Origin of the sequence: Gilliamella sp. wkB308, assembly GCF_001690185.1 — a bacterium.
GTDB classification, from domain to species: domain Bacteria; phylum Pseudomonadota; class Gammaproteobacteria; order Enterobacterales; family Orbaceae; genus Gilliamella; species Gilliamella apicola_I.
In genome coordinates this window covers 140903-164477 of sequence record NZ_LZGN01000038.1, presented here as the reverse complement: position 1 = coordinate 164477, position 23575 = coordinate 140903, and the positions used below count along the sequence as shown (strand labels likewise).

Sequence of the window (23575 nt, the reverse complement as noted above, 5' to 3'; positions counted from 1 at the left end):
GTAAATTGTGTTATCAAATGATTAGGCTTGTAATTAGATTTTTTCAAAATGAGCCTTGTAGAAAGTCAATAAAAAGCCCGTCAATTAGACGGGCTTTTTATCGCGATTTGAAGATAATTATTCTGGAATAATTTCAACAATAACTTTAGCAAAAGCTTCGCTGTGTACTTGGAATAACACTTCAAATTCACCAGTGTTACGTAATACACCATTTGGCAAGCGAACTTCGCTTTTTGATACGTTAATACCACGAGCTTTAACCGCATCAGCGATATCACGTGTACCAATAGAACCAAATAAACGACCTTCATCACCAGCTTTAGAAGTAATAGTCACTTTACCAAGTGCATTAATTTCAGCAACGCGCTCTTCTGCGGCTTTTAATGTCTCAGCAAGTTTTGCTTCTAATTCAGCACGACGCGCTTCAAAGAATTCGATATTCTTTTTAGTCGCAGGTACTGCTTTACCTTGTGGAATCAAAAAGTTACGCGCATAACCCGCTTTAACATTAACTTGATCACCTAAGCTGCCTAAATTAGCAACTTTATCGAGTAGAATAATTTGCATTATATGTTCCCTCTGTTGCTAATTACTGATGGTTGTCAGTATATGGTAATAATGCCAAGTAACGAGCGCGTTTGATAGCGCGAGCTAATTGACGTTGATATTTTGCGCTAGTACCAGTAATACGACTTGGTACGATTTTACCACTTTCTGTGATATAGCTTTTTAATAAAGAAACATCTTTATAATCAATTTCTTTAACGCCTTCTGCAGTAAAACGGCAGAATTTGCGACGACGGAAATAACGTGCCATTTGGCTATTCTCCTAATAGTTTAATTTGGTCAGCATGTAACACAAGTTGACTTGTTTGATTACGTTTAGTGTGTGTACTAATAAAGCCACTCACTAATACTTTGCTGCCTTTTTTTATGTAACTTAACTCGTGTTGTCCGCTGGCAATAACAGGCATTACGCACCATGCTTGCCTTGTGAGTTCTGCTTCTATTTGTTCAGAAACATGTTCTAAATAAAATTGGCAGTGTGACACTCCACTTGGACTGATTTTTCTTATCGGGGTCTTGGTAACAATACCCGATAACACCAAACGATTATTCTTCGGAATCATCGTCCATGTTTACTTCGCTAAAATCTTCTTCAGCGTTACGACGCTCATCTTTAGCTTTTAACATTGGTGAAGTTTCAGTTACAGCATGTTTAGTACGCATAATTAAACTGCGAATGACTGCATCATTGAAACGGAAGTTATCTTCAAGCTCGTTAACAGCTTCTTGAGTCGCTTCAACATTCATTAACACATAATGTGCTTTGTGCAGTTTTTCGATAGGATAGGCTAATTGACGACGACCCCAATCTTCTAAACGATGAATTTTTCCACCGTCAGTCGTTAATGTACCAGTATAACGTTCGATCATACCCGGTACTTGTTCACTTTGATCTGGGTGAACCATAAAAACAATTTCGTAATGACGCATTATCGCTCCCTACGGATTAATCAGCTTTCTGTCGGGGCAACCGCAACCCATTGAAAGCAAGGAACATGAAAATTTGGCGGTTGAAATCGACGGGGCATTATATATCAACTGACCTTAATTGACAAATGAATATGTTAAGTTTAATAAATTTTTGTGTAGGGCTAATACTGATGATAATTGTTTGATAACAATAAATTTAAGAAATTTTTCACGCAAATTCTTTAATGGTTCTTGATAAGTCTAGTCATATTTTCATTCTTTGCTTTCTTTACCAATTAAAAAGGTCACCTTTTGGTGACCTGAACATAGCAAAACATTTATTTTTGTCTTTAGGTTGTAGTCTTATTTTGCCGCTTTTACGGCTAAGCCTAACTGCCATACCGCCATTGCATAATAGCTACTGTGATTATAACGGGTAATGACATAAAAATTAGGTAATCCATACCAATATTGATAACGATCGCCCATATCAAGCCGTAACAAGCTAAACTGTTTATAACCATCTAATGTGCTTTGTGGTTTTAATCCTGCTTTGGCTAATCTTTCAATGGAGTATTTGGTACTAAACCCTGTTTCAAGCGATAATGCTTCTCCTTCCGCTTTTACAGCTACTTTTTTTCCTTTTTGCCAACCATAAGCTTTAAAATAGTTGGCAACACTGCCAATCGCATCTACCGGATCCCACAAATCAACATGACCGTCATGATTAAAATCCACCGCATGATTTCTAAATGCTGATGGCATAAATTGACCATATCCCATTGCCCCAGCAAATGATCCACTTAAATCAAAAGGATCAACACTTTCATCTCGACACATAATTAAGTAGTCTTCAAGTTCTTTAGCAAAATAGGCAGAACGTCTTGGGTAATAAAAAGCAAGTGTCGAGAGTGCGTCAATGATTTTTGTTTTTCCCATGACTCTACCCCACCCTGTTTCAACGCCAATAATACCGACAATAATTTCAGGTGGGACACCATACTCTTTATAAGCTCGTGCTAACTCTTTTTCATATTTATGCCAGAACTCGACTCCTCTTGGCAAATTGCTTGGTGTGATAAATTTATTTTTATAACGGATCCAAGCGCCATTAGGGCCAGTCGAAGGCCCTGACTGTGGTGCTTGTTTATCCATTAAATTTATAACCCAATCAAGTTTTGTGGTTTGTGCTAGTACTTCTCGAAGTTGTTCTCGATCAAAGCCATGTTTATTGACCATTTGATCGATAAACTTTTCTTGTTCAATAGCTAATGGCGCATCGTTGACAATGACAAGATCATGCTCTTTTTCAAGATAAACACCACCTGCGACATTTGATTGACCTCGATGTTGTTGCATCGGCGATGTTGTCGAGTCGTTACTTTGGCAAGCAACAAGTAACCATACCATACTGAATAAAATGACAATACGTTGCATAACCCATCCACATTTTAAGAGTTAAATAATAAACAGCATAATAATGTATTTCATGCTATTCAACAATGTTTTGACAAGGTTCCCCTTGAGAAATCTGCTTGATATTGGTTAATGTGGTTTCTGAGATATTCAACAAGGCTTCTTGCGTTAGAAAAGCTTGATGCCCTGTAAAAATCACATTATGACACGATGATAATCGGCGGAATACATCATCTAAAATAACATCATTCGATTTGTCTTCAAAAAAGAGGTCTCGTTCATTTTCATAAACATCCATTCCTAGCGCGCCAATTTTAGTTTGCTTTAAGGCATCGATTGCTGCTGTCGCATCCAGTAATCCACCTCGACTGGTATTAATAATCATGACGCCATTTTTCATCTTTTCAAATGAATCTTTATTAAGTAGATGATAGTTTTCAGGGCTCATTGGACAGTGAAGCGTAATCACATCAGATTTTGCATAGAGTTCATCGAGTTGGACATATTGCGCACCTAATTCGACTGCAATATCATTCGGAAAAGGATCGTAAGCTAAAATATTCATGCCAAAACCTTTTAGGATTCGGATCACCGCTTGTCCAATTTTTCCGGTACCAATCACACCTGCGGTACGATTATGCATGTTAAATCCAGTTAAGCCATCAAGGGCAAAATTCGCATCGCGAGTACGTTGGTAGGCTTTATGCGTACGTCGATTGAGCGTCATCATGAGTGCAACGGCATGTTCGGCTACTGCTTCAGGTGAGTAAGCCGGTACACGGACAACCGTAATGCCTAATTTTTTGGCTTCAGCAATATCAACATTATCAAATCCTGCACAACGTAACGCTAAGATTTTTACCCCACAATGCGCAAGTTTTTGTAAAACGGTTTTATCAACTTCATCATTAACAAATACACAAACGGCATCATAACCTTGAGCTGTTACCGCAGTTTTATGACTAAGTTTATGATCATAGTATTCGATATTAAAACCAAATTTTTTATTGGCAATCTCTAAATGTTCTTTGTCGTAGTGTTTGCTACTGAAAACTGCAATTTTGATTGAATGTTTCATTTTGTTGCACCTCTGTTTATGGTGATTAACGCCTATTTAGTTATCTCTGTTTTTTATAGTTTTATTAAAACTATACAGACATTGTAAACCTAAATACAATAATTTCAGCCAAATGCTATTATGAATGAATTGTTTACTTTGACCTTAGTGATCATTTTGACAATGATATGTTATGATAGCACTTTGCTAAAAAACTAACCAATAATGTTAAATAATGAATAGAAAGCAAGACTCCATTGTTAAGACCATTTTTACGACTAAAATGTTGATATGTATTTTTACTGGATTCGCATCAGGTTTACCTTTTTATCTTTTATTGCAATTATTACCCGCTTGGCTCGATAGTGAAGGTGTCAATATCAAAACAATTGGCGCATTTACGTTAACTCAAATACCTTATATTTTTAAATTTGTTTGGGCACCCTTTATGGATAACATTGCTTTATTTAATTTGGGACGACGCCGTGGATGGATGTTTATCTCACAAATTATATTAGTGATTTCCATTGCCAGTTTAGGATGCTTTTCTCCTTCGTTAAATATCTGGTTGATTGCATGTATTTCATTCATTATTGCTCTCTTTTCTGCCACGCAAGATATTTCACTTGATGCTTTTAGACGAGAGTTATTGTCAGACCAAGAGCTAGGATTAGGTAATAGTATTCATACCAATGCTTATCGTGTAGCAGGTCTAGTCCCTGGTTCGCTATCATTAATTTTATCCAGCTATTTGCCTTGGAGCAGTGTTTTTATTATTACAGCGCTCTTTATGATTCCTGCTGTTATTATGACACTTTTAGTTAAAGAACCTCAGAGTCCTACCCCTAAAACCCACTCCATTGAAGATATTATCATTAAACCCTTTAGTGAATTTATTACACGCAATGGTGTGATTAATGCACTTTTGATTTTAGCCTTTATTTTCTTATATAAATTAGGTGATAGTATGGCAACCTCATTAGCAACGCCATTCTATCTACAAATGGGATATGATCGATTAGATATCGGCTTAATTGCTAAAAATGCATCGTTATGGCCAAGTGTATTTGGTGCTTTAGTCGGTGGAATTTTAATGATAAAAATTGGCATTAATCGAGCACTTTGGTGTTTTGGTTTTATACAGGTTGTTTCAATATTAGGTTTTGCTTGGTTATCAATTGAAGGCCCTTTTACTGAAATCGCTTTCTTCCAGAAAATTATATTAGCACTTGTAATTGGATTTGAAGCCCTTGGTGTTGGACTTGGATCATCTGCTTTTGTTGCTTTTATTGCAAAAACCACTAACCCACTTTATACCGCAACGCAATTTGCGTTATTTACCAGTATTGCATCCATTCCTAGAACCTTAATTAATGCTACTACGGGTATCCTTGTTGAAGATTTAGGATGGACATCCTTTTATGGTTTATGTACGATTCTTGCTATACCTGGTATGTTATTACTTTTTGTGGTTGCACCATGGAATAAAAAAACTTAGGAGAGAATATGGATCAATTAACTCAAGCATTAAATTTTAGGCATGCATGTAAAAAGTTTGATGAAACGAAAAAAATAGGTCAAGCTGATATGGAATACATTTTAGAAGCAGGTCGATTATCACCGTCTTCTTTTGGTATTGAGCCTTGGCATTTTGTCGTTGTGAATAATGATAAAATTAAAAGGGAATTACGTCCTGCTTGTTACAATCAAGAACAGGTAACAAGTTGTTCACATTTTGTCATTGTGCTTTATCGTAAAGCCAATAATTTTACCTTACAAAGTGAGTATTTGCGTCGTACCGTCGCCCGTGGTTTACCGAATGCCAATGATCAAACTGCAATTGATGCAGCTAGCCAATATTTTATCAATTTTTATGAGCATGGGTTGGCTGATGGATTAACTATTAATCATTTATCAGAAATGCAAGATTATCTTGCTTGTGCCAATATGCTAACAGCGGCAGCATATCGTGGTATTGATTCGTGTGCCATTGGGGGATTTGAATACGACAAAATTGTGCAATTACTTGAAAAATATATGCCACAATTTAGTGCTGAATCCTATGGTATTGGACTTTGTTTAGCGTTTGGTTACCGATTAAAAGAGCCAACAGCAAAAATTCGCTGGCCACTAGAAGATCTTACAACGTATTTATAAAATAAAAAAAAGCTTCCGTGCCTGATGGCGACGGAAGGAACAAAATGAAAAAAACAACACCGAATTTATTTAACCGATTGGTACAAAATTTCGGCATCTGTTGATGCCGAATCCATAATAAACACCACACCAGATAAAATGTTACCAATTTGTGGATCGGTAATATTTTGTTGTAATGACGTTAATATTTCTTGCGCCCAATTGATTTTTCGTAGTACGGCTTCTACGTTATCTTTTGAAGGATTATTCACTTTTATTTCCCTCCATCTTGCTAGGATTTCATCTTTAAAAATAATGAATAATAGTTATCAAATTAAGTAACAGGTTTTGAATAAGAAAAAAACACATTTTAAAGGCAAAAAAGACAAAAATAAAACAAATGTTGTTTTAAAAAACTTAAATTCAATTAAAAAAACCGAAAAGAAAAAGATAATCGCAGTTTAACCAATTAAATAAATATATTGTGTCTACCTATCGCTACAATAATCAATTTTTTTGCCAGAATGAGATCGATAATGATAGACTTGTGAGCCAGAAATATCGTTAATATCAATTGGTAGACTGTTTGTTGGCTGTCAGTAATTAAAAAATTTTCTGCACGAAAATTCATAATAAGATGCCAGAACAAAAATGAGTAAGGATTTCAAAGATGAAGACTAAACATGTACGTTTGTTAATACTGGGGTCAGGTCCTGCTGGATATACTGCAGCGGTGTATGCCGCACGAGCAAACCTTTCCCCCACCTTAATTACCGGATTACAACAAGGCGGACAGCTTACCACAACAACAGAGATCGAAAATTGGCCAGCAGGCGCACCTGATTTAACAGGCCCTGAATTGATGGTTAAAATGCGAGAACATGCCGAACGATTTAATACAGAGATTATTTTCGATCAAATTGATCGTGTCGATTTTAGCGCTAAGCCTTATAAACTTTATGGCAGTGAAACAGAATATAGTTGTGATGCCCTTATTATAGCAACAGGTGCTTCTGCCCAATATCTTGGTTTACCTTCTGAAGAAGCTTTTAAAAGCAAAGGGGTGTCGGCTTGTGCGACTTGTGATGGATTTTTCTATCGTAATCAGAAAGTGGCTGTCGTCGGTGGTGGTAATACGGCTGTCGAAGAAGCACTTTACTTAGCAAACATCGCAAGTGAAGTTCATTTAATTCATCGCCGTGATACCTTTAGAGCAGAAAAAATATTAATGGATAGATTGCACGAAAAGGTACAACAAGGAAAAGTGATTTTACATACTCATCGTATTGTTGATGAAATTTTGGGCGATAATATGGGCGTAACGAGTGTAAGACTACTCAGTACTCAAGATCCTAATATCAGTGAAGAAGTCGCTGTCATGGGCGTTTTTATCGCCATAGGTCATAAACCGAATACCACTATTTTCGAAGGACAGCTTGAGTTAAAAGATGGATATATTAAAGTTAAATCCGGTACAGAAGGTCGAGCAACACAAACCAGTGTCGAAGGAATTTTTGCGGCAGGCGATGTGATGGATCATATTTATCGCCAAGCTATCACTTCGGCAGGTACGGGCTGTATGGCAGCATTGGATGCAGAGCACTATTTAGATAATTTAAAATAAAAAATATTGATATACATGTCATTAGATAAACAACGTCAGACTTATTTATTAAATTGGTTAAAGCAGCATGCAAAAGGGTATAAATCGGACTTGCGCGCCTCAACTTTAACCGGCTTTTTGTTAACCATTTTTGTGATCTTTCAAGCGGCTTTATTGGCAACGATCTTACAAAAATTAATTATTGAACAACAAAATTTTTCTGACATTTTGCCTTATTTTGGCTTTCTGATTATGGTGTTACTTGCTCGTGCTGTTTTACTTTATTTGCGAGAGAAAATTAATTTTACTTTAGGAAAAAAAGTCAGAAAACAGATTCGTCATCAATTAATTAATCAGCTTGAAAAATTGGGCCCTGCTTATCTAAATCGAAGCACCACCGGTGCATGGAGTACATTAATTATTGAACAAGTTGATAATCTCCAAGATTTTTTTGCTCGCTATTTACCGCAAATGCGTTTAGTGAGTATGGTACCTATTTTAATCTGTATCGCAATTTTCCCTTTTAATTGGGCAGCAGCACTTATTTTACTCGCTACAGCGCCATTAATTCCGATTTTTATGATTTTAGTGGGAATGGGGGCTGCGGATATTAATCGTCGCCACTTTAAAGCATTGAGTTATCTTAGCGGTCATTTTTTAGATCGATTAAAAGGTCTAAATACCATTCGGCTGTTTAATCAAGGCGGAAAACAAGCTCAAGAGATCAAGCGTGCATCAGAAGATTTTCGCGTTAAAACGATGCAAGTTTTAAAAGTAGCTTTTTTGTCTTCTGCTGTTTTAGAATTTTTTACTTCGATTTCAATCGCCATTGTGGCGGTATATTTTGGTTTTTCCTATTTAGGCGAGTTTGATTTTGGTTCTTATAATGGCACAGTCACGCTTTTCGCTGGTTTTTTTGCGTTAATTTTGGCGCCAGAATTTTTTCAGCCTTTACGTGATTTAGGCACTTACTATCATGCGAAAGCTGAAGCTATTGCTGCCGCTGATAATATTGAATCTTTTTTAAATGAAGAAAATTCATCAATAAATGCTGAATATCCAATAAAATCGATTCCCTTTAATGAGCCATTAAAATCTATTGAAGCAGATAACTTAATCGTGTTATCCAATGAGCGACAACCTATTGTTGGCCCTTTATCATTTTCGCTAAAGGCGCCTTTTAAATTAGCATTAATAGGAACGAGTGGCGAGGGGAAAAGTTCGTTAATGCAGGTTTTACTTGGTTTTTTACCTTATCAAGGTTCATTAAAAATCAATGGGATTGAATTTAGTCAGTTAAATATCACTGATTGGCAAAAACAAGTCAGTTGGATTGGTCAAAATCCTTACCTTTTAAATAGTTCTGTGCGAGATAATATTTTACTTGGTAATCCGCATGCCAATAATGATGAACTTCAAGCCGTCATTTGTAAAGCACAGCTTGTTGACGTTGTGGCTAAACTGCCCGAAGGGTTAGATACCCATATTGGCGAAGATGCTATCCGTTTATCGATTGGACAAGCACAACGTGTGGCTTTAGCAAGAGCGATGTTAAAAACGTGCCAATTGTTGATTTTAGATGAACCAACAGCAAGCTTAGATCAGGAAACAATTAATCATTTAGAACGACATAATATTGCCCCTAATACGATTACAATTACCCATCAGTCGGACGATATGCAGTACGCAGACCAAGTTTGGCAACTAGCCCATGGCCAATTGAATTGTAACGTTAAGGAGATCACATGCTAGCGATTTTGCGTCCATACATTGCTCTGTATAAGCACTATTTTTGGCAAATCTTAATTGGTTTATCTTTATCGATTCTCACCCTGTTTGCAAGTGTGTTTTTGCTCTCTTTATCTGGTTGGTTTTTAGCATCCACCGCTTTTGTCGGTGTGGCTGGTTTGTATAGTTTCAATTATATGCTCCCTGCTGCTGGCGTTCGAGCAGCAGCAATAACCCGAACGGCAGCACGCTATATGGAGCGTTTAGTTGATCATAATACAACCTTTAAAATTCTTGCTTATTTAAGGACATTAGCTTTTCGCAAACTATTACCATTAAGTGCCAATCAATTAGCACAATATCAAAAAGCGGATTTGCTTAATCGATTTATTGTCGATATTGATGCGCTTGATCATCTTTATTTAAAACTTTTTTCGCCCGTTGTAACCGCATTGATAATGATTGCGATTTTATTTATCGGATTAAGTTACATTAATCTACCTATTGCGCTCATCATCACCATTATTCTCACGTTGACTTTGCTTACTGTACCTGTGATTTTTTATTATGCCGGTAAACAATTAGGCGAGACATTGGCAAAACAACAAAGCGATTATCGTTCGCAACTGATTAGCTATTTACAAGGGCAAGCTGAACTTACTTTATTTAATGCCCAAGCAAAGTATCGTGATAAACTTGATGAACTTGAATCACAGTGGCTTACTAATCAACAACGTCAATCAACATTAATGGCGCTATCGAGTGCATTAATTTTATTAATCTCAGGTTTTTTAACACTACTGGTATTATGGCTCATTACTCAATATACACTTTCGCCATTAGTTGCCTTATTTGTCTTTGTTTGTCTTGCCAGTACAGAAATTTTAATGCCCATTCCTAATGCCTTTATATTTTTAGGGCAAGTTATCGCATCAGCGTCCCGTATAACGGCTATTTTTAGTCAGACACCCGAAATTACCTTTGTGAAGGAAGGTAAAACAATTGATTTAACCATGGCTAAATTACGATTTGATAAAGTTAATTTTAGTTATCCAAATCAACCTTTTATCATATTAAAGGATTTTTCGTTAACGGTTGAATCTGGTGAGCATATTGGGTTGATTGGTAAAACCGGGTGTGGTAAATCAACACTGCTCAATCTGATTAATCGTATTTGGGAACCCAATTCGGGGTCAATCTATTTGAATGATACACCTATTAACCAGTTGGATGAAAAAACACTTCGCCAAGCTATTGCTGTCGTTCCGCAAGTTATTACCATTTTTAGCGATACGTTACGGCAAAATCTACTGATTGGTAATGAGCAGGCTACCGATCAGCAATTGATAGATGTTTTACATCAAGTTGAACTGGATAAATTACTTATCACTGAAAAAGGTCTCGATTTACTTATTGGGCAAGGTGGGCGTGCGTTATCGGGTGGTGAAATTCGCCGTATTGGGATTGCTCGAGCATTACTGCATCATTCACCCTTGATTTTAATGGATGAACCAACCGAAAGCTTGGATCAACAAACGGAACAGCAGATCATTAAACTTATTCAACAATCCTGTAAAAGTAAAACTTTACTAATGGTAACGCATCGTTTAATTGATAATCCGTTATTCGATCGGGTAATTTCGCTCTAGTTTAGCGTATCGCTCATATTTTGACTGTTTAAAGTGTTAAACAGTCAAACTTCAATAAGCGACAAACCAGTTAAGATGTTTAAATTTTTTGTAAGATAACTTTTGCCTAATGGTTATCTACACTGCAATTTTTAAAATATGTTATACTAGTGCTTTATTTAGATTGATAGAGAGTTTATTTTGCAACAGTCATTACAAGATTTCATTACAGATAAAATTGATGATTTAAAAGGCAAGGATATTGTCATTCTTGATGTGAAAGGTAAATCAAGTATTACTGATTATATGGTCATTTGTACCGGTACATCAAATCGCCACGTGTCTTCAATTGCTGGGCATTTAATTGATGAAGCCAAAAAGCATGGCTATCTAGTTTTAGGTAGTGAAGGACAAAGTGATGCTGACTGGGTTGTTGTCGATATGGATTCTGTGATTGTGCACATCATGCAAGAAGAAAGTCGTCAACTTTACGAACTTGAAAAACTTTGGGGTTAATTAGGTGAAAATACAGCTCATTGCTGTTGGCACTAAAATGCCTAATTGGGTCACAACAGCCTTTGATGATTATCGCTTTCGTTTTCCGAAAGATATGCCTTTAGAATTAATTGAAATACCGGCAGGAAAACGTACTAAAAATGCCGATATCGTTCGTATTTTAGATAAAGAAGGCGAATCGATGCTAAATGCTTGTGGTAAAGGTAACCGTATTGTGACACTTGATATTCCTGGTAAACCGTATACCACTCACAATCTAGCTGAACAATTGGAACGTTGGAAAACAGATGGACGTGATGTCAGTTTATTAATTGGTGGGCCTGAAGGACTTTCACCAGCTTGCAAAGCAGCAGCAGAACAAAGCTGGTCATTATCCCCTCTTACTTTACCTCATCCTCTTGTTCGAGTCATTGTGGCTGAAAGCCTCTATCGAGCATGGAGTTTAACCACTAATCATCCTTATCATCGAGAATAATGACAGAGTTTATCATGAGTGAAATTATCTTAGATCTGCAAATTGCGACAACGCAGCCTGATCACTTGCCCACTGAACAACAAATCATGCAGTGGTTAAACGTTATTCTGCCTCAATTTATGGATCAAGCAGAAATAACTATTCGTATTGTTGATGAAGCAGAAAGCCAACAATTAAATCATACCTATCGACAAAAAAATAAACCGACCAATGTGTTATCTTTTCCTTTTGAGTCACCAATTGATATTGAAGTACCACTTTTAGGTGATCTAATAATTTGTAAACAAGTTGTCGAAAAAGAAGCACAAGAACAACATAAATTATTAATTTCGCATTGGGCTCATATGATAGTGCATGGCTGTTTGCATTTACTCGGTTATGATCATATTGTTGACGAAGAAGCGGAAGAAATGGAAAGTATCGAAATTGATATTATGAAACAGTTAGGATTTGATGATCCTTATCAACCCATTGACTAATTAAAACAAATCATTACACTATTCTCATTCAATTTATAATTCACATTAACTAAGCTGAGTATAAGAATAATTTACATCATGCAAAATAACTAAGGAATCAAGCAAATGAGTGATGATAATCACCGGAGCCCTAAAAAAGGGTTTACTTTATGGTTAAGTCAGTTATTCAATTCAGAACCCAAAGATAAAGAAGAACTGATTGAAGTAATTCGTGAAGCCGAAGAAAACGAACTGATTGATCCTGATACTCTCGACATGATTGAAGGAGTAATGGATATTGCAGAACAGCGTGTTCGCGATATTATGATTCCTCGCTCTCAAATTGTAACAATTAAAGATAATTATACGCTTGATGAGTGTTTGAATATTATTTCTGAACATGGACACTCTCGTTATCCTGTCATCAGTGAAGATAGAGATCACATTGAAGGTATTTTGTTAGCCAAAGATCTTCTTATGTTTATTCGTCAAGGTGTGGATAATTTTGATCTGAAAAAAATTTTACGCCCTACTGTTGTTGTGCCAGAAAGCAAACGTGTTGATCATATGTTGAAAGAGTTTCGAATGGAACGCTATCATATGGCTATAGCTATCGATGAATTTGGTGGTGTTTCGGGCTTAGTCACCATTGAAGATATTTTAGAGTTGATTGTTGGTGATATCGAAGATGAATTTGATGAGATTGAAGATCGTGATATTCGTCGCTTATCCACTCAAGTCTATACAGTGCGAGCACTGACACCTGTTGAAGACTTCAATGATGTTTTTAAAACCGATTTTAGTGATGACGAAATGGATACCATTGGGGGATTAGTCATGCAACATTTTGGACGTTTACCTTTACGAGGTGAAAGTATCACTATTGATGGTTATCAATTTAAAGTCACCATTGCCGATCGTCGACGGATCATTCAGCTTCATGTCACTATTCCTGAAGGGGCAACCGTTCCTAATTTAGAGTTACCTGAAAATGCTTAAACATCTGGCATTAGCTGTAATTTTCGGGAGTATCGCTGTTTTTAGCTATGCTCCTTTTCATATCTGGCCTTTAGCATTTATATCCTTTGCAGGACTGTTATGGCTTATAGCTGATAAGTCTAAAAAGCAAGCGATGCTGATAGGGCTTTGCTGGGGAATCAGCTATTTTACAGCTGGTGTGCATTGGATTTATATTAGTATTAAACAGTACGGCGAATTGTCATCATCTGTGGCATTAATCATTTTAGGATGTTTGATCCTCTACCTGTCACTTTATCCAATGCTTTTTGCGCTATTACTTAGCTGCTTAAAACAATTTTCACCGCCGTTTTCCTTGAAACAGTTAGTCTTTGCTGCCCCTATTCTTTGGCAATTAACTGAGTTTTTACGTGGTTATATTTTAACTGGTTTTTCATGGCTTCAGTTAGGTTACAGCCAACTTGACAGCCCTTTACGAGCTTATTTTCCCCTTGTTGGTATAAATGGTGTAACATTATTAACCACCATTTTATGTGGTTTAATAACCTATTGTTTGTTTGAACTTAAACAAAAAGCTTTCACAAAGCACTTTTTTGGTGCATTAATTGCACTTTTTGCGTTCTCGATTGCACCATTTTTATTCAATCAGATTAATTGGACTAAGGTAGATAAACACCGAGTGGCTAATTTTGCGTTGATACAAGGTAATATAGCACAATCATTACGGTGGACTCATCAACAACTAAATCAAACTATTGATACCTATACCAAATTGACCAAAGCAAATTTTGGAAAAGATAAAATCATTATCTGGTCAGAAGCCAGTATTACAGATTTTGAAATAAATCAACAGTCATTATTGCAGTATCTTGATAATCAAGCCAGAGCAAATGAGACAGAAATCGCCGTTGGTATCATCGATTATCGTTTCAATGGAGGAAGATATGATGATGACGGTAATGTTTATAATACGCTACTGGTATTAGGTGATAAAACACCTTATAAATATCCAACCAATAATCGGTATCAAAAACACCACTTAGTGCCATTTGGTGAATTTACTCCATTAGAATCCGTACTTAAACCGATTACGAATCTATTGGGGATTCCCATGTCATCGATGCAATCAGGTGACATAAAGCAGGCACCATTAATAATGAAAGGGTTTAAATTTACTACTGTGATTTGTTATGAAGTGATTTTGTCTGATTTAATGTGGCAAAATTTTTCAGCGGATACTGACTTTTTACTGACCGTTTCTAATGATGCTTGGTTCGGTGACAGTATTGGACCTAAGCAACATCTTCAAATGGCACAAGCCCGAGCATTAGAGTTTGGTCGTCCTTTGATACGGAGTACCAATAATGGCATCACAGCCATTATCGATCATCATGGTAAAATCATCCAACAATTACCTCAATTTGAAACATCAGTGTTATCTCAAACCTTATCCCCTACAATTGGTTTAACGCCTTATGCTAGGTGGGGCAACACACCTTATTTGATTATCATGATTCTTATGACACTTCCCTTTTTTATAAAAAAAAGGAAGTGATGTTGAGACTGGCATAATTATTGCTTAAATCTAACTAATTCTGATTAAAATTACTTCGTTCAGTTGTGACAAAATTTTGGTCACAATTGTTCGCATCTAGCTCCAATGATATATAAATAAACAGTAAAAAGTACTTTTATAGTAAAAAATAAGTTATAATATACGCCCTTTGTAAAAATATTAAATATATTTAATATGATACAAATTAAACAGTAGGAGATGAGTATGAACATAAAAACAAAATTAACCAAATTAGTGTTATCATTTGCAATGTTAGGTCTAATAAGTGGTTCAGCAGTTGCGGAAGAACTGACGGGCACATTAGCCAAAATTAAAGATAGTGGTGTGATTGTTGTTGGTCATCGTGAATCTTCTATTCCATTTTCCTACTATGGTAAAAACCAAGAAGTCATTGGCTATTCACAAGATTACTCTAACCTAATTGTTGAAGCAGTTAAAAAAGAGTTAAATATGCCTGATCTGAAAGTAAAATATTTACCGGTTACGTCTAAAACACGTATACAATTACTGAATAACTACACATATGATTTTGAATGTGGTTCAACAACCAATAATCTTGAGCGTCAAAAAACGGTTGGTTTTTCAAATAGCATCTTTATTGTTGGCACACGTTTTTTAGTTAAAGCGGATAGCAATATCAATAGTCTTGAAGACCTTAAAGGTAAGAACGTTGTGACGACGGCAGGAACAACGTCAGAAATTCGTTTAAATCAAATCAACAATAAAGAAAAATTAAATATTCGTATTATTACACCAAAAGATCATGGTGATGCATTTAATGCGCTTGAAACCGGTCGAGCAGCAGCATTTTTAATGGATGATGCATTATTAGCAGGAGAGCGTTCTCGTGCCATTAATCCAAGTGAATGGAAAATTATTGGCGAACCACTTTCTTATGAATCTTATGGTTGTATGTTAAGAAAAGGTGATGTCCAATTTAAGCAATTAATGGATAAAGCAATTGCTGATGCGCAAACATCCGGAAAAGCATTAGAATCATATAACAAATGGTTTACTCAACCTGTGCCACCAAAAGGGGCCAATATGGAACTTGAAATTTCACCAAAAATGGTTGAGTTATTTGCAAATCCTAATGATAAAGCATTAGATTAACACTTTTCTTCTCTTTCTAATCCTATGTACTAAATGTGAAAATATTTAGTACATAATCTAATTTATGTGAATTAAATATATTATGAGTTTTAATCGAATACTAGCTTTGGAACCTTTTACAGCCTTTTGGAAACATATTTGTGATTCCATAATGAGCTTTAATTGGATGCTATTTTTTGAACCGACACCTTATGGAGACGGTATTTACTTAAACTGGCTACTCGATGGCGTTTTTGTCACAGTTTCGTTAGCAATCACCGCATGGATCATTGCATTTATACTGGGATCATTAGTTGGTATTTGCCGAACATTAGACAACAAACTGTTAAACAAGTTTGCTGCTTGCTATGTCCAGCTATTCCGTAATATTCCTTTATTGGTACAAATGTTTTTGTGGTATATGTTATTTCCTGAATTATTAAGCGGAAGTTTCAAAACATGGTTTATGTCTGAACTATCCCCAAATATCAGTGCGTTTATTACCGCTGCAATTGCGTTGGGATTATTTACCTCTGCACGTATCGCTGAGCAGGTAAGAACAGGTATTCAAACATTGCCAAAAGGTCAACGATATGCAGCAATTGCTCTTGGCTTAACAAATAGACAAGCGTATTGTTATATTTTATTACCGAACGCTTATCGGCGCATCATTCCGCCATTAACTTCCGAGATGACCAATATTATTAAAAATTCATCCGTTGCTTCTACAATTGGGTTGATCGACTTAATTGGACAAATCGAACGTATCAATGATGCAACAAACTGTATTATTGAAGTATTATGTGGCGTAACGCTTGCTTTCGTGTTGATTAACTATGCGGTTCTTTTTATTATGCGAAATGTTGAAAAACATATGCGTTTACCAAATATGAGTCAAGGAGGATAATATGCAGTTAGTTAATTGGATTGCCGATATCCCTTCATTGGTCATTGAAAATTATCCATTATTACTAAGTGGATTATGGTTAACAACCAAAATTACTTTTATTGCCGTTGTTTTTGGCATAGTTTGGGGTACTGTACTGGCGTTAATGCGTCTATCAAATATTAAAATATTGAATGTTTTTGCCAAGTGCTATGTCAATTTATTTCGTTCCATTCCACTTTTATTAGTGTTGTTATGGTTCTATTTGGCATTACCTCAGGTCATTAAACATCTGTTTAACCTTCCACCTTATGCAGACGTGCGAATCGCTTCGGCTATGATTGCTTTTGCCCTTTTTGAAGCTGCCTATTACTCTGAAATTATTCGAGCAGGGATTAGCGCTGTTGCTAAAGGTCAATATCATGCTGCTTATGCTTTGGGAATGACAAAAAGCCAATCCATGCGTTTGATTATTTTACCTCAAGCATTTAGATCAATGATTCCATTACTGTTAACTCAAGGCATTATTTTATTCCAGGATACGTCTTTAGTTTATGTAATGAGCTTAATTGACCTGTTTGGTGCAAGTGTCACTCAAATTGGTAGTGTACAAGGCGGCACAGTCAAATATTCTATGATTATTTTTGCAGCAGCAATTTATTTTATAATTTGTTTTACTGCTTCATGTTTAGTTAATTATTTCAAAAAAGGGATAAGTCGATGATCTCCTTAGAAAATGTATCAAAATGGTATGGACAATTTCAGGTATTAAAAAACTGTACTACACGAGTTGGTAAAGGTGAAGTTGTCGTAGTTTGTGGTCCTTCTGGATCAGGTAAATCAACGCTGATTAAAACGGTTAATGGTTTAGAGCCCGTACAAAAGGGTAAAATTATTATTGATGGCACTGAAGTGACCAGCAAATCAACCAATTTAGCAAAATTACGTTCTAAAGTCGGTATGGTGTTTCAGCATTTTGAATTGTTCCCACATTTAACGATTTTAAAAAATTTAACGTTAGCTCAAATCAAGGTGTTAAAACGATCTGAAAAAGAAGCCCGTGAAAAAGCATTATCATTGTTAGATCGTGTTGGTTTACTTGCACATGCCAACAAATATCCTGCGCAACTTTCTGGTGGCCAACAACAGCGTGTTGCCATTGCACGAGCACTCTGTATGGATCCAATTGTTATGTTGTTTGATGAACCGACTTCAGCACTTGATCCTGAAATGGTCAATGAAGTGTTAGATGTCATGGTCGAACTAGCTTATGAAGGTATGACCATGATGGTGGTGACCCATGAAATGGGCTTTGCTCGAAAAGTGGCACATCGTGTTATCTTTATGGATGCTGGCGAGATTATTGAAGATACATCTAAAGAGCAATTCTTTAGTAACCCAGAATCAGATCGTGCTAAAGATTTTTTAGCGAAAATTATTCATTAATGTTTAAAAACAAAAAAGCACTTGCTATATCATCAAGTGCTTTTTTTAGTTTCTCTCTTTTAAAGCCGAGCAATAAAGTCTTAAATTTTAAAACAGACAATGACTGATACTAATAAAGCGTTATGCCATTTATCTTTTTGATTTCGATTAAGAAGATTGTAAATCGCTCAAAGTTATTACATTAAATCATTTAAAAAAAATAATAAGTTGGCGTTATTTTTTATTACTTCCTTTAATTTGCTGCGCTAAACCACTTTCACGATGTATTTGGTTTTTTACCGATAACGCTAAGATTTTGCTTTCAGCATAAATCGCTACTGTTCTTTTCGCTCGAGTAATCGCAGTATAAAGTAAAGAACGATTCAACAATGGTGAATAATCAGTAGGTAAAATAATATTTACATGATCGAACTCCGATCCTTGCGATTTATGAATTGTCATTGCATAGGCAGTTTCGTGTTCTGGCAATCGATAAGGTGAAAAACCTTTAATTGATCCATCGGAAAAAGGAAAATAGACCCGTAATTTTGACTTATCATGTTCAGCGGTGAGCGTAATACCAATATCACCATTATACAATCCCAAAGCGGTACTGTTTCGTAAAATCATAATCGGTCGACCGATGTACCAGCCGTCCTTATGCTTTGGCTGTATTAATTTATTCTTAATGAGTAACGATTCAATTTGCTTATTTAAACCTTGTACACCAAATAAACCTTCCCTGACAGCACACAATAAACGATATTGTGCAAATTTTTCTAGAATTAACGCTATATCATTATTGCCATGGTGCACTATTGCATCTAAATAGTGCTGATAATGTTTTACACTATCGTGTAATAAAGCTTGATAAGATGATTTTGATGACAATGGATGATAATTAATGTCATCCAATATTTCATCGCCTAATAACTGAATAACTTTACTGTCATATCCTTCTTTTACTGCATTAGCTAATAGCCCAATCCCAGAAGATTCATTAAATCGGTAACTCTTTTTTAACAGACAAATACTATCGGTAATAGAAGCGACACTGGGTATAGAAGGAACGGCATAACCGGTTAATTGGCTCAGTTCTGATGCTCTTGACTCACTATATCCATTCTCAATAAAATGACAAAGATCACCAAATACAGCACCCGCTTCAACTGATGAGAGCTGATCTTTATCTCCTAATAATATTAAACGCGCTGACGACGGTAATGCCTCGATCACTCTCGCCATCATATTTAAATCAACCATAGATGCTTCATCAATGACTAATACATCTAAATTAAGTGGATTTTTTTTATGATAGATAAATGATCGGTTATCCGCTTTTGCACCTAATAACCGATGTAAGGTTATTGCTTCTGTTTTATTATTTAAAGATTCAAAAGGAAGCTTATTTAAGGCTTGGCTTAGTGATTCAGTCAGTCTTGAGGCCGCTTTACCTGTGGGTGCTGTCGTGACAATTCGAGCGGTAGGTTGCGTTTGTAAAATGGCGGTTAAAATTTTGGCAACTGTTGTGGTTTTCCCTGTTCCAGGGCCGCCTGAAATGATCGCAACTTTGCGTGTTAATGCCACCGCAACAGCGACTTTTTGCCAATCTATTTCGGTGTGATGTTCGGTAAACAATTGATCAAGTATAGTGTTGAAATTAACGCTGCTATCTGTTTTTTCATTAAATGTCGTATGATTAAAATAGTATGCAACATTTTTTTCATCTAACCACATTCGTTGAAAATAGAGTTTATTGTTAATAAAGATTAGTGGCGTTTGCGTAAGACCATCACTCACAACCTGATTATTTTGAGCTTGTTTGAGTGTATGTTTCCAATCAACATCTTGAGGGGATTCTAAATCTAACCATAACTTAGGATCAATAGATGACTGATTTAATAAAGTAAGATCAAGGCAAACATGCCCTAATCTTACCTCTTTACTTAGTGATAGCACCATATAACTAAAGCGTTTAAGTGTCAGATCATCATTTAATTTTGCTTTATGACTTAAAAATGCAGCCAAATGAATGTCAAGTAAACTAATTTGACTGTCTTGTTTAAATTGGTTTAACCACTCGTTTACCATGCGTAGTTTCTGTTTTAACTGATTTATAATCCAATTATATCGTCAACATCATCTTTTGAATAAGATAATTTAAAACTTAAATTAAGATTTTTACTTTCGTTTGGATTTAACTTAAATTTCCACGTAAGCTTACCTGTATCTTTGTCATAGTCCGCATTACCATATTTAACATCATCCAGTGATATGGCTTTATTTAAGATTACTGGTAACTGATCATAAACAATAATATCTATCGGTAATGATTTACTGTTTTTTACATCAATGGTATAAGCATATTTTTGTGAAATATTATTACCAAAGAAAGAAGGTTTAGATGTTTAATTCACATTGCGATTACGATTGATCAAAATATTTTTATCCCGTCCCAAAGCGATGTCGAGAGTATCTTTAATATATTTGGTATCGATAAAACTTTCGCCAATATAACTACCATTAAAAAAAACCGTCAATCTTTCTGGTAAAAAATTGAGTCTATCCCAATCCGTTATTTGTGCCTGTAAATAGACATAGTTATTGATTTTTGGTGTTGCAACGTAATGATAATTTGCTACAACTTCTTTGTTTTGTAAGATCAGGATATTATCATTAGTATTTGATTTGATAGTATAAGGTAAGGTAACTTCAAAGATAGTACTTATACCTAAAGTGTTAATCGTTGCATTATTTACAGTATTTGTATGACTCAATGACATCATATCATCTCTATCTTCTAACATTGGATAACCAATACCTAGCCTGTAATCACCCATATCGGGATTACTAGTTTTTATATACCAAGGAGATAAATTAGGTGCTGTTATCCCTTCGCTAGGATTCGAGGTGGATAATTTAAAATCAATGTTTTTCCAATCTAAACCGCTGTTTTGATGAATTTCAGCTTTATAAGTTAATTGTACTGGAGAATTAATATCATCAACACGTACATCATAAGTGGGATTCCAACTTGCTTCATTGGTAACATAAGATATAGTAATCGGTAAAGTGATATCTTGATCTGAGTACACTTTAACGTCAATTGCATTCGTTAAGTTTTTTGTTGTTCTTGCTAACTTTTCAAATTCTTCCTGACATTGTTCGATTTGTTGTTCAAGTTGTTGGACTTCTTTTTCTAATGTGTATTGTTCACTCAATGCAGACACTAAATTGGCTTTAATAAAATCCAATATATTTTTCATTCCGCTTACATTATCATTAGTCACTTTAGTGAGCTGATCTAAATGGTTTCCTTGTAAAAGGTTGATTTGTTCAGATACAGCTTTTAATTGAATTGCAGTAATATCATATTTATCCTGTAATTGCTGTAACTTTTCAAGTAATGGCTTGGTATCATGATTTTGTTCATCATTATCAACATAGTTCCTATTTAATGAAGTCGACAATACTTTTACGTTGTTATCATTAAATCCAATACTTATCGAATTTGCTTTTGCCCCATTGGCAATACCTGTTAAAACAATTGCATTTTCACCTTTTTTTAATGAAACTATCGACTGACCTTGTAATTCAGCACCTTGTAGAAACAACGTTACCTTATTGAGTATCACGTCATTAGCGGCTAATACGTTGCTTGATATTAACGCACTTAATAATAATAATTTTTTCATTGTTTTTCCTTTGTTTATAATAAATTTAGATTTTTCATTTTATTGAACTATTCCCGAGGACATGACTATTTTGTCTTAATTAATAAAAAAATCTAATATTTTTTGACATTATTTTTTGTTTAATATATTGAACATTTAATAAAATTAATATAAATTATGTTACAGATACAAAACAAAAAAAAGAGGTGTTGCTATGAGTAATTTTAGCTATCTAAAACAGGCAATTAAGCGAAAAAATTTATCCCTACAAACCGTTGCCGATGCTTGTAAAATGACAAAAGGTTATTTAAGTCAACTTATCAATGATAAAGTTAAAAATCCTGGCGCACAAAAATTACAATCTCTACATCACTACTTACAAATAGAAGAATCGACGATAAATAAAAAAGTCGGTGTTATATTTGGTAAGTTTTACCCTCTACATACTGGGCATATTCATTTAATTCAACGGGCGATTAGTCAAGTCGATGAACTTTATGTAGTACTCTGTTCGGATACTATTCGTGATATGGCACTGTTTGAACAAAGCGCAATGTCTCGCCAACCAACAATTAATGATCGTATACGTTGGTTACTGCAAACGTTTAAATATCAAAAAAATATCCATATTGAATTATTAAAAGAAGATGGGATTCCTGCGTATCCAAACGGTTGGCTCGAGTGGAGTGATCGTGTCAAAAAACTATTCAAAGAAAAAGGCATAAAACCCAATTGTGTTTACTCGAGTGAACCGCAAGATGTCGCTATGTATAAAGATTTATTCGATTTAGAAACAGTACTTATCGATCCAGAACGGAAATTTATGCAAGTGAGTGGGACTCAAATCCGTCAAGCTCCGCTGCAAAATTGGCAATATATTCCGACAGAAGTAAGACCGTTTTTTGTTAGAACTGTTGCTATTTTAGGCGGAGAATCCAGTGGAAAATCAACACTGGTTAATAAACTCGCCAATGTATTCAATACGACTAGTGCATGGGAATATGGTCGTGATTATGTATTTTCACAACTTGGTGGTGATGAACGTGCTTTACAGTATGCTGATTACGATAAAATCGCATTAGGTCATGCACAATATATTGATTTCGCAATAAAGCATGCCAATAAGGTCTCTTTTATTGACACTGATTTTGTTACCACTCAAGCTTTTTGTAAAAAATATGAAGGTAAAGAACACCCTTTTCTACAGGCGATGATCAACAACTATCGTTTTGATTTAGTGATACTGTTAGGTAATAACACACCATGGGTTGCTGACGGTCTACGTTCGCTAGGTAGTCCAAAACAACGTAAGGATTTTCAACAATTACTTATCTCAATTCTTGAAAAAAATAATATCAAATATATTCCGATTGATTCGCCTGATTACGAAGAGCGCTATTTACGTTGTATTGAATTGGTTAATCAACTTATTAATGATAAAGAGTATTAAT

General features: G+C 35.4%; 23 protein-coding genes and 1 pseudogene. 15 read left to right on the top strand and 9 right to left on the bottom strand.

The genetic code is table 11. The annotated features are described in order from the left end of the window. Positions 1-117: 117 nt before the first annotated feature. The 6 genes from rplI to A9G10_RS08695 all read right to left on the bottom strand — a co-directional run bounded on the left by rplI (position 118) and on the right by A9G10_RS08695 (position 3958). Positions 118-567, bottom strand: coding sequence for a 50S ribosomal protein L9 (gene rplI / locus A9G10_RS08720; protein ID WP_065559158.1), 450 nt, complete (start codon positions 565-567; stop codon positions 118-120). 22 nt (positions 568-589) lie between these two features. Next, complete coding sequence (gene rpsR / locus A9G10_RS08715; protein WP_025314965.1) at positions 590-817, bottom strand: 30S ribosomal protein S18; 228 nt, start codon at positions 815-817, stop codon at positions 590-592. A 4-nt stretch (positions 818-821) separates the two neighbouring features. Beyond that, a complete protein-coding gene (gene priB / locus A9G10_RS08710; protein ID WP_442903220.1) occupies positions 822-1127 on the bottom strand; it encodes a primosomal replication protein N in 306 nt (101 codons plus the stop codon). Then, the gene (gene rpsF, locus A9G10_RS08705) at positions 1114-1497 is read right to left on the bottom strand and encodes a 30S ribosomal protein S6 (protein WP_065559156.1); all 384 of its coding nucleotides are present in this window, start codon (positions 1495-1497) and stop codon (positions 1114-1116) included. The genes priB and rpsF overlap by 14 nt, the downstream gene beginning before the upstream one ends. Before the next feature lie 342 nt (positions 1498-1839). Beyond that, a complete protein-coding gene (mltB, locus tag A9G10_RS08700; protein WP_065559155.1) occupies positions 1840-2913 on the bottom strand; it encodes a lytic murein transglycosylase B in 1074 nt (357 codons plus the stop codon). 55 nt (positions 2914-2968) lie between these two features. After that, on the bottom strand, positions 2969-3958 hold the full coding sequence (locus A9G10_RS08695) for a 2-hydroxyacid dehydrogenase (protein WP_065559483.1): 990 nt from the start codon (positions 3956-3958) through the stop codon (positions 2969-2971). A 226-nt stretch (positions 3959-4184) separates the two neighbouring features. On the opposite strand from A9G10_RS08695, the gene A9G10_RS08690 reads away from it, so the two are divergent. Both A9G10_RS08690 and A9G10_RS08685 read left to right on the top strand, forming a co-directional pair. After that, entirely contained in the window at positions 4185-5447 is a 1263-nt protein-coding gene (locus A9G10_RS08690) for an AmpG family muropeptide MFS transporter (protein WP_065559154.1), read from the top strand. Between the two features lie 8 nt (positions 5448-5455). Continuing rightward, entirely contained in the window at positions 5456-6106 is a 651-nt protein-coding gene (locus A9G10_RS08685; protein ID WP_065559153.1) for an NAD(P)H-dependent oxidoreductase, read from the top strand. A gap of 65 nt (positions 6107-6171) precedes the next feature. Here A9G10_RS08685 and A9G10_RS08680 read toward each other — a convergent pair whose 3' ends face one another. After that, positions 6172-6357 (bottom strand): hypothetical protein, encoded by a 186-nt coding sequence (locus tag A9G10_RS08680; RefSeq protein ID WP_065559152.1) that lies wholly within the window; start codon positions 6355-6357, stop codon positions 6172-6174. A gap of 398 nt (positions 6358-6755) precedes the next feature. Between A9G10_RS08680 and trxB the strand changes: the two genes are divergently transcribed. The 12 genes from trxB (at position 6756) to A9G10_RS08620 (ending at position 18471) form a co-directional block, all read left to right on the top strand. Then, positions 6756-7709 carry a thioredoxin-disulfide reductase gene (gene trxB / locus A9G10_RS08675; RefSeq protein WP_065559151.1) on the top strand — a complete coding sequence of 318 codons (954 nt, stop codon included), beginning with the start codon at positions 6756-6758 and terminating at the stop codon, positions 7707-7709. 15 nt (positions 7710-7724) lie between these two features. Next, positions 7725-9440 carry a heme ABC transporter permease/ATP-binding protein CydD gene (gene cydD, locus A9G10_RS08670; RefSeq protein ID WP_065559150.1) on the top strand — a complete coding sequence of 572 codons (1716 nt, stop codon included), beginning with the start codon at positions 7725-7727 and terminating at the stop codon, positions 9438-9440. Beyond that, complete coding sequence (gene cydC / locus A9G10_RS08665) at positions 9434-11065, top strand: heme ABC transporter ATP-binding protein/permease CydC (RefSeq protein WP_065559149.1); 1632 nt, start codon at positions 9434-9436, stop codon at positions 11063-11065. Before cydD ends, cydC begins: the two co-directional genes overlap by 7 nt. A gap of 177 nt (positions 11066-11242) precedes the next feature. Then, on the top strand, positions 11243-11560 hold the full coding sequence (gene rsfS, locus A9G10_RS08660; RefSeq protein ID WP_065559148.1) for a ribosome silencing factor: 318 nt from the start codon (positions 11243-11245) through the stop codon (positions 11558-11560). 4 nt (positions 11561-11564) lie between these two features. Beyond that, positions 11565-12035, top strand: a complete 471-nt coding sequence (gene rlmH / locus A9G10_RS08655) for a 23S rRNA (pseudouridine(1915)-N(3))-methyltransferase RlmH (RefSeq protein ID WP_065559147.1) — start codon at positions 11565-11567, stop codon at positions 12033-12035. 14 nt (positions 12036-12049) lie between these two features. Further along, positions 12050-12514 carry an rRNA maturation RNase YbeY gene (gene ybeY / locus A9G10_RS08650; protein ID WP_065559482.1) on the top strand — a complete coding sequence of 155 codons (465 nt, stop codon included), beginning with the start codon at positions 12050-12052 and terminating at the stop codon, positions 12512-12514. 105 nt (positions 12515-12619) lie between these two features. Then, positions 12620-13492 (top strand): CNNM family magnesium/cobalt transport protein CorC, encoded by an 873-nt coding sequence (gene corC / locus A9G10_RS08645; protein ID WP_065559146.1) that lies wholly within the window; start codon positions 12620-12622, stop codon positions 13490-13492. Continuing rightward, complete coding sequence (gene lnt, locus A9G10_RS08640) at positions 13485-15026, top strand: apolipoprotein N-acyltransferase (RefSeq protein WP_065559145.1); 1542 nt, start codon at positions 13485-13487, stop codon at positions 15024-15026. The genes corC and lnt overlap by 8 nt, the downstream gene beginning before the upstream one ends. A 225-nt stretch (positions 15027-15251) precedes the next feature. Beyond that, positions 15252-16160 carry a glutamate/aspartate ABC transporter substrate-binding protein gene (locus A9G10_RS08635; protein WP_065559144.1) on the top strand — a complete coding sequence of 303 codons (909 nt, stop codon included), beginning with the start codon at positions 15252-15254 and terminating at the stop codon, positions 16158-16160. Between the two features lie 151 nt (positions 16161-16311). Then, positions 16312-17046 carry an amino acid ABC transporter permease gene (locus A9G10_RS08630; RefSeq protein ID WP_065559143.1) on the top strand — a complete coding sequence of 245 codons (735 nt, stop codon included), beginning with the start codon at positions 16312-16314 and terminating at the stop codon, positions 17044-17046. Position 17047: 1 nt separating this feature from the next. Beyond that, entirely contained in the window at positions 17048-17749 is a 702-nt protein-coding gene (locus tag A9G10_RS08625) for an ABC transporter permease subunit (protein WP_065559142.1), read from the top strand. Next, complete coding sequence (locus A9G10_RS08620; protein WP_065559141.1) at positions 17746-18471, top strand: amino acid ABC transporter ATP-binding protein; 726 nt, start codon at positions 17746-17748, stop codon at positions 18469-18471. Before A9G10_RS08625 ends, A9G10_RS08620 begins: the two co-directional genes overlap by 4 nt. 213 nt (positions 18472-18684) lie before the next feature. Here A9G10_RS08620 and recD read toward each other — a convergent pair whose 3' ends face one another. Then, entirely contained in the window at positions 18685-20541 is a 1857-nt protein-coding gene (gene recD / locus A9G10_RS08615; protein WP_065559140.1) for an exodeoxyribonuclease V subunit alpha, read from the bottom strand. A 23-nt stretch (positions 20542-20564) separates the two neighbouring features. Next, positions 20565-22145, bottom strand: a pseudogene (locus A9G10_RS08610) (DUF4139 domain-containing protein). Between the two features lie 193 nt (positions 22146-22338). Here A9G10_RS08610 and nadR point away from each other — a divergent pair. Next, positions 22339-23574: a multifunctional transcriptional regulator/nicotinamide-nucleotide adenylyltransferase/ribosylnicotinamide kinase NadR gene (gene nadR, locus A9G10_RS08605; protein ID WP_065559138.1), complete on the top strand. Its 1236-nt coding sequence runs from the start codon at positions 22339-22341 to the stop codon at positions 23572-23574. Position 23575: the final 1 nt, after the last annotated feature.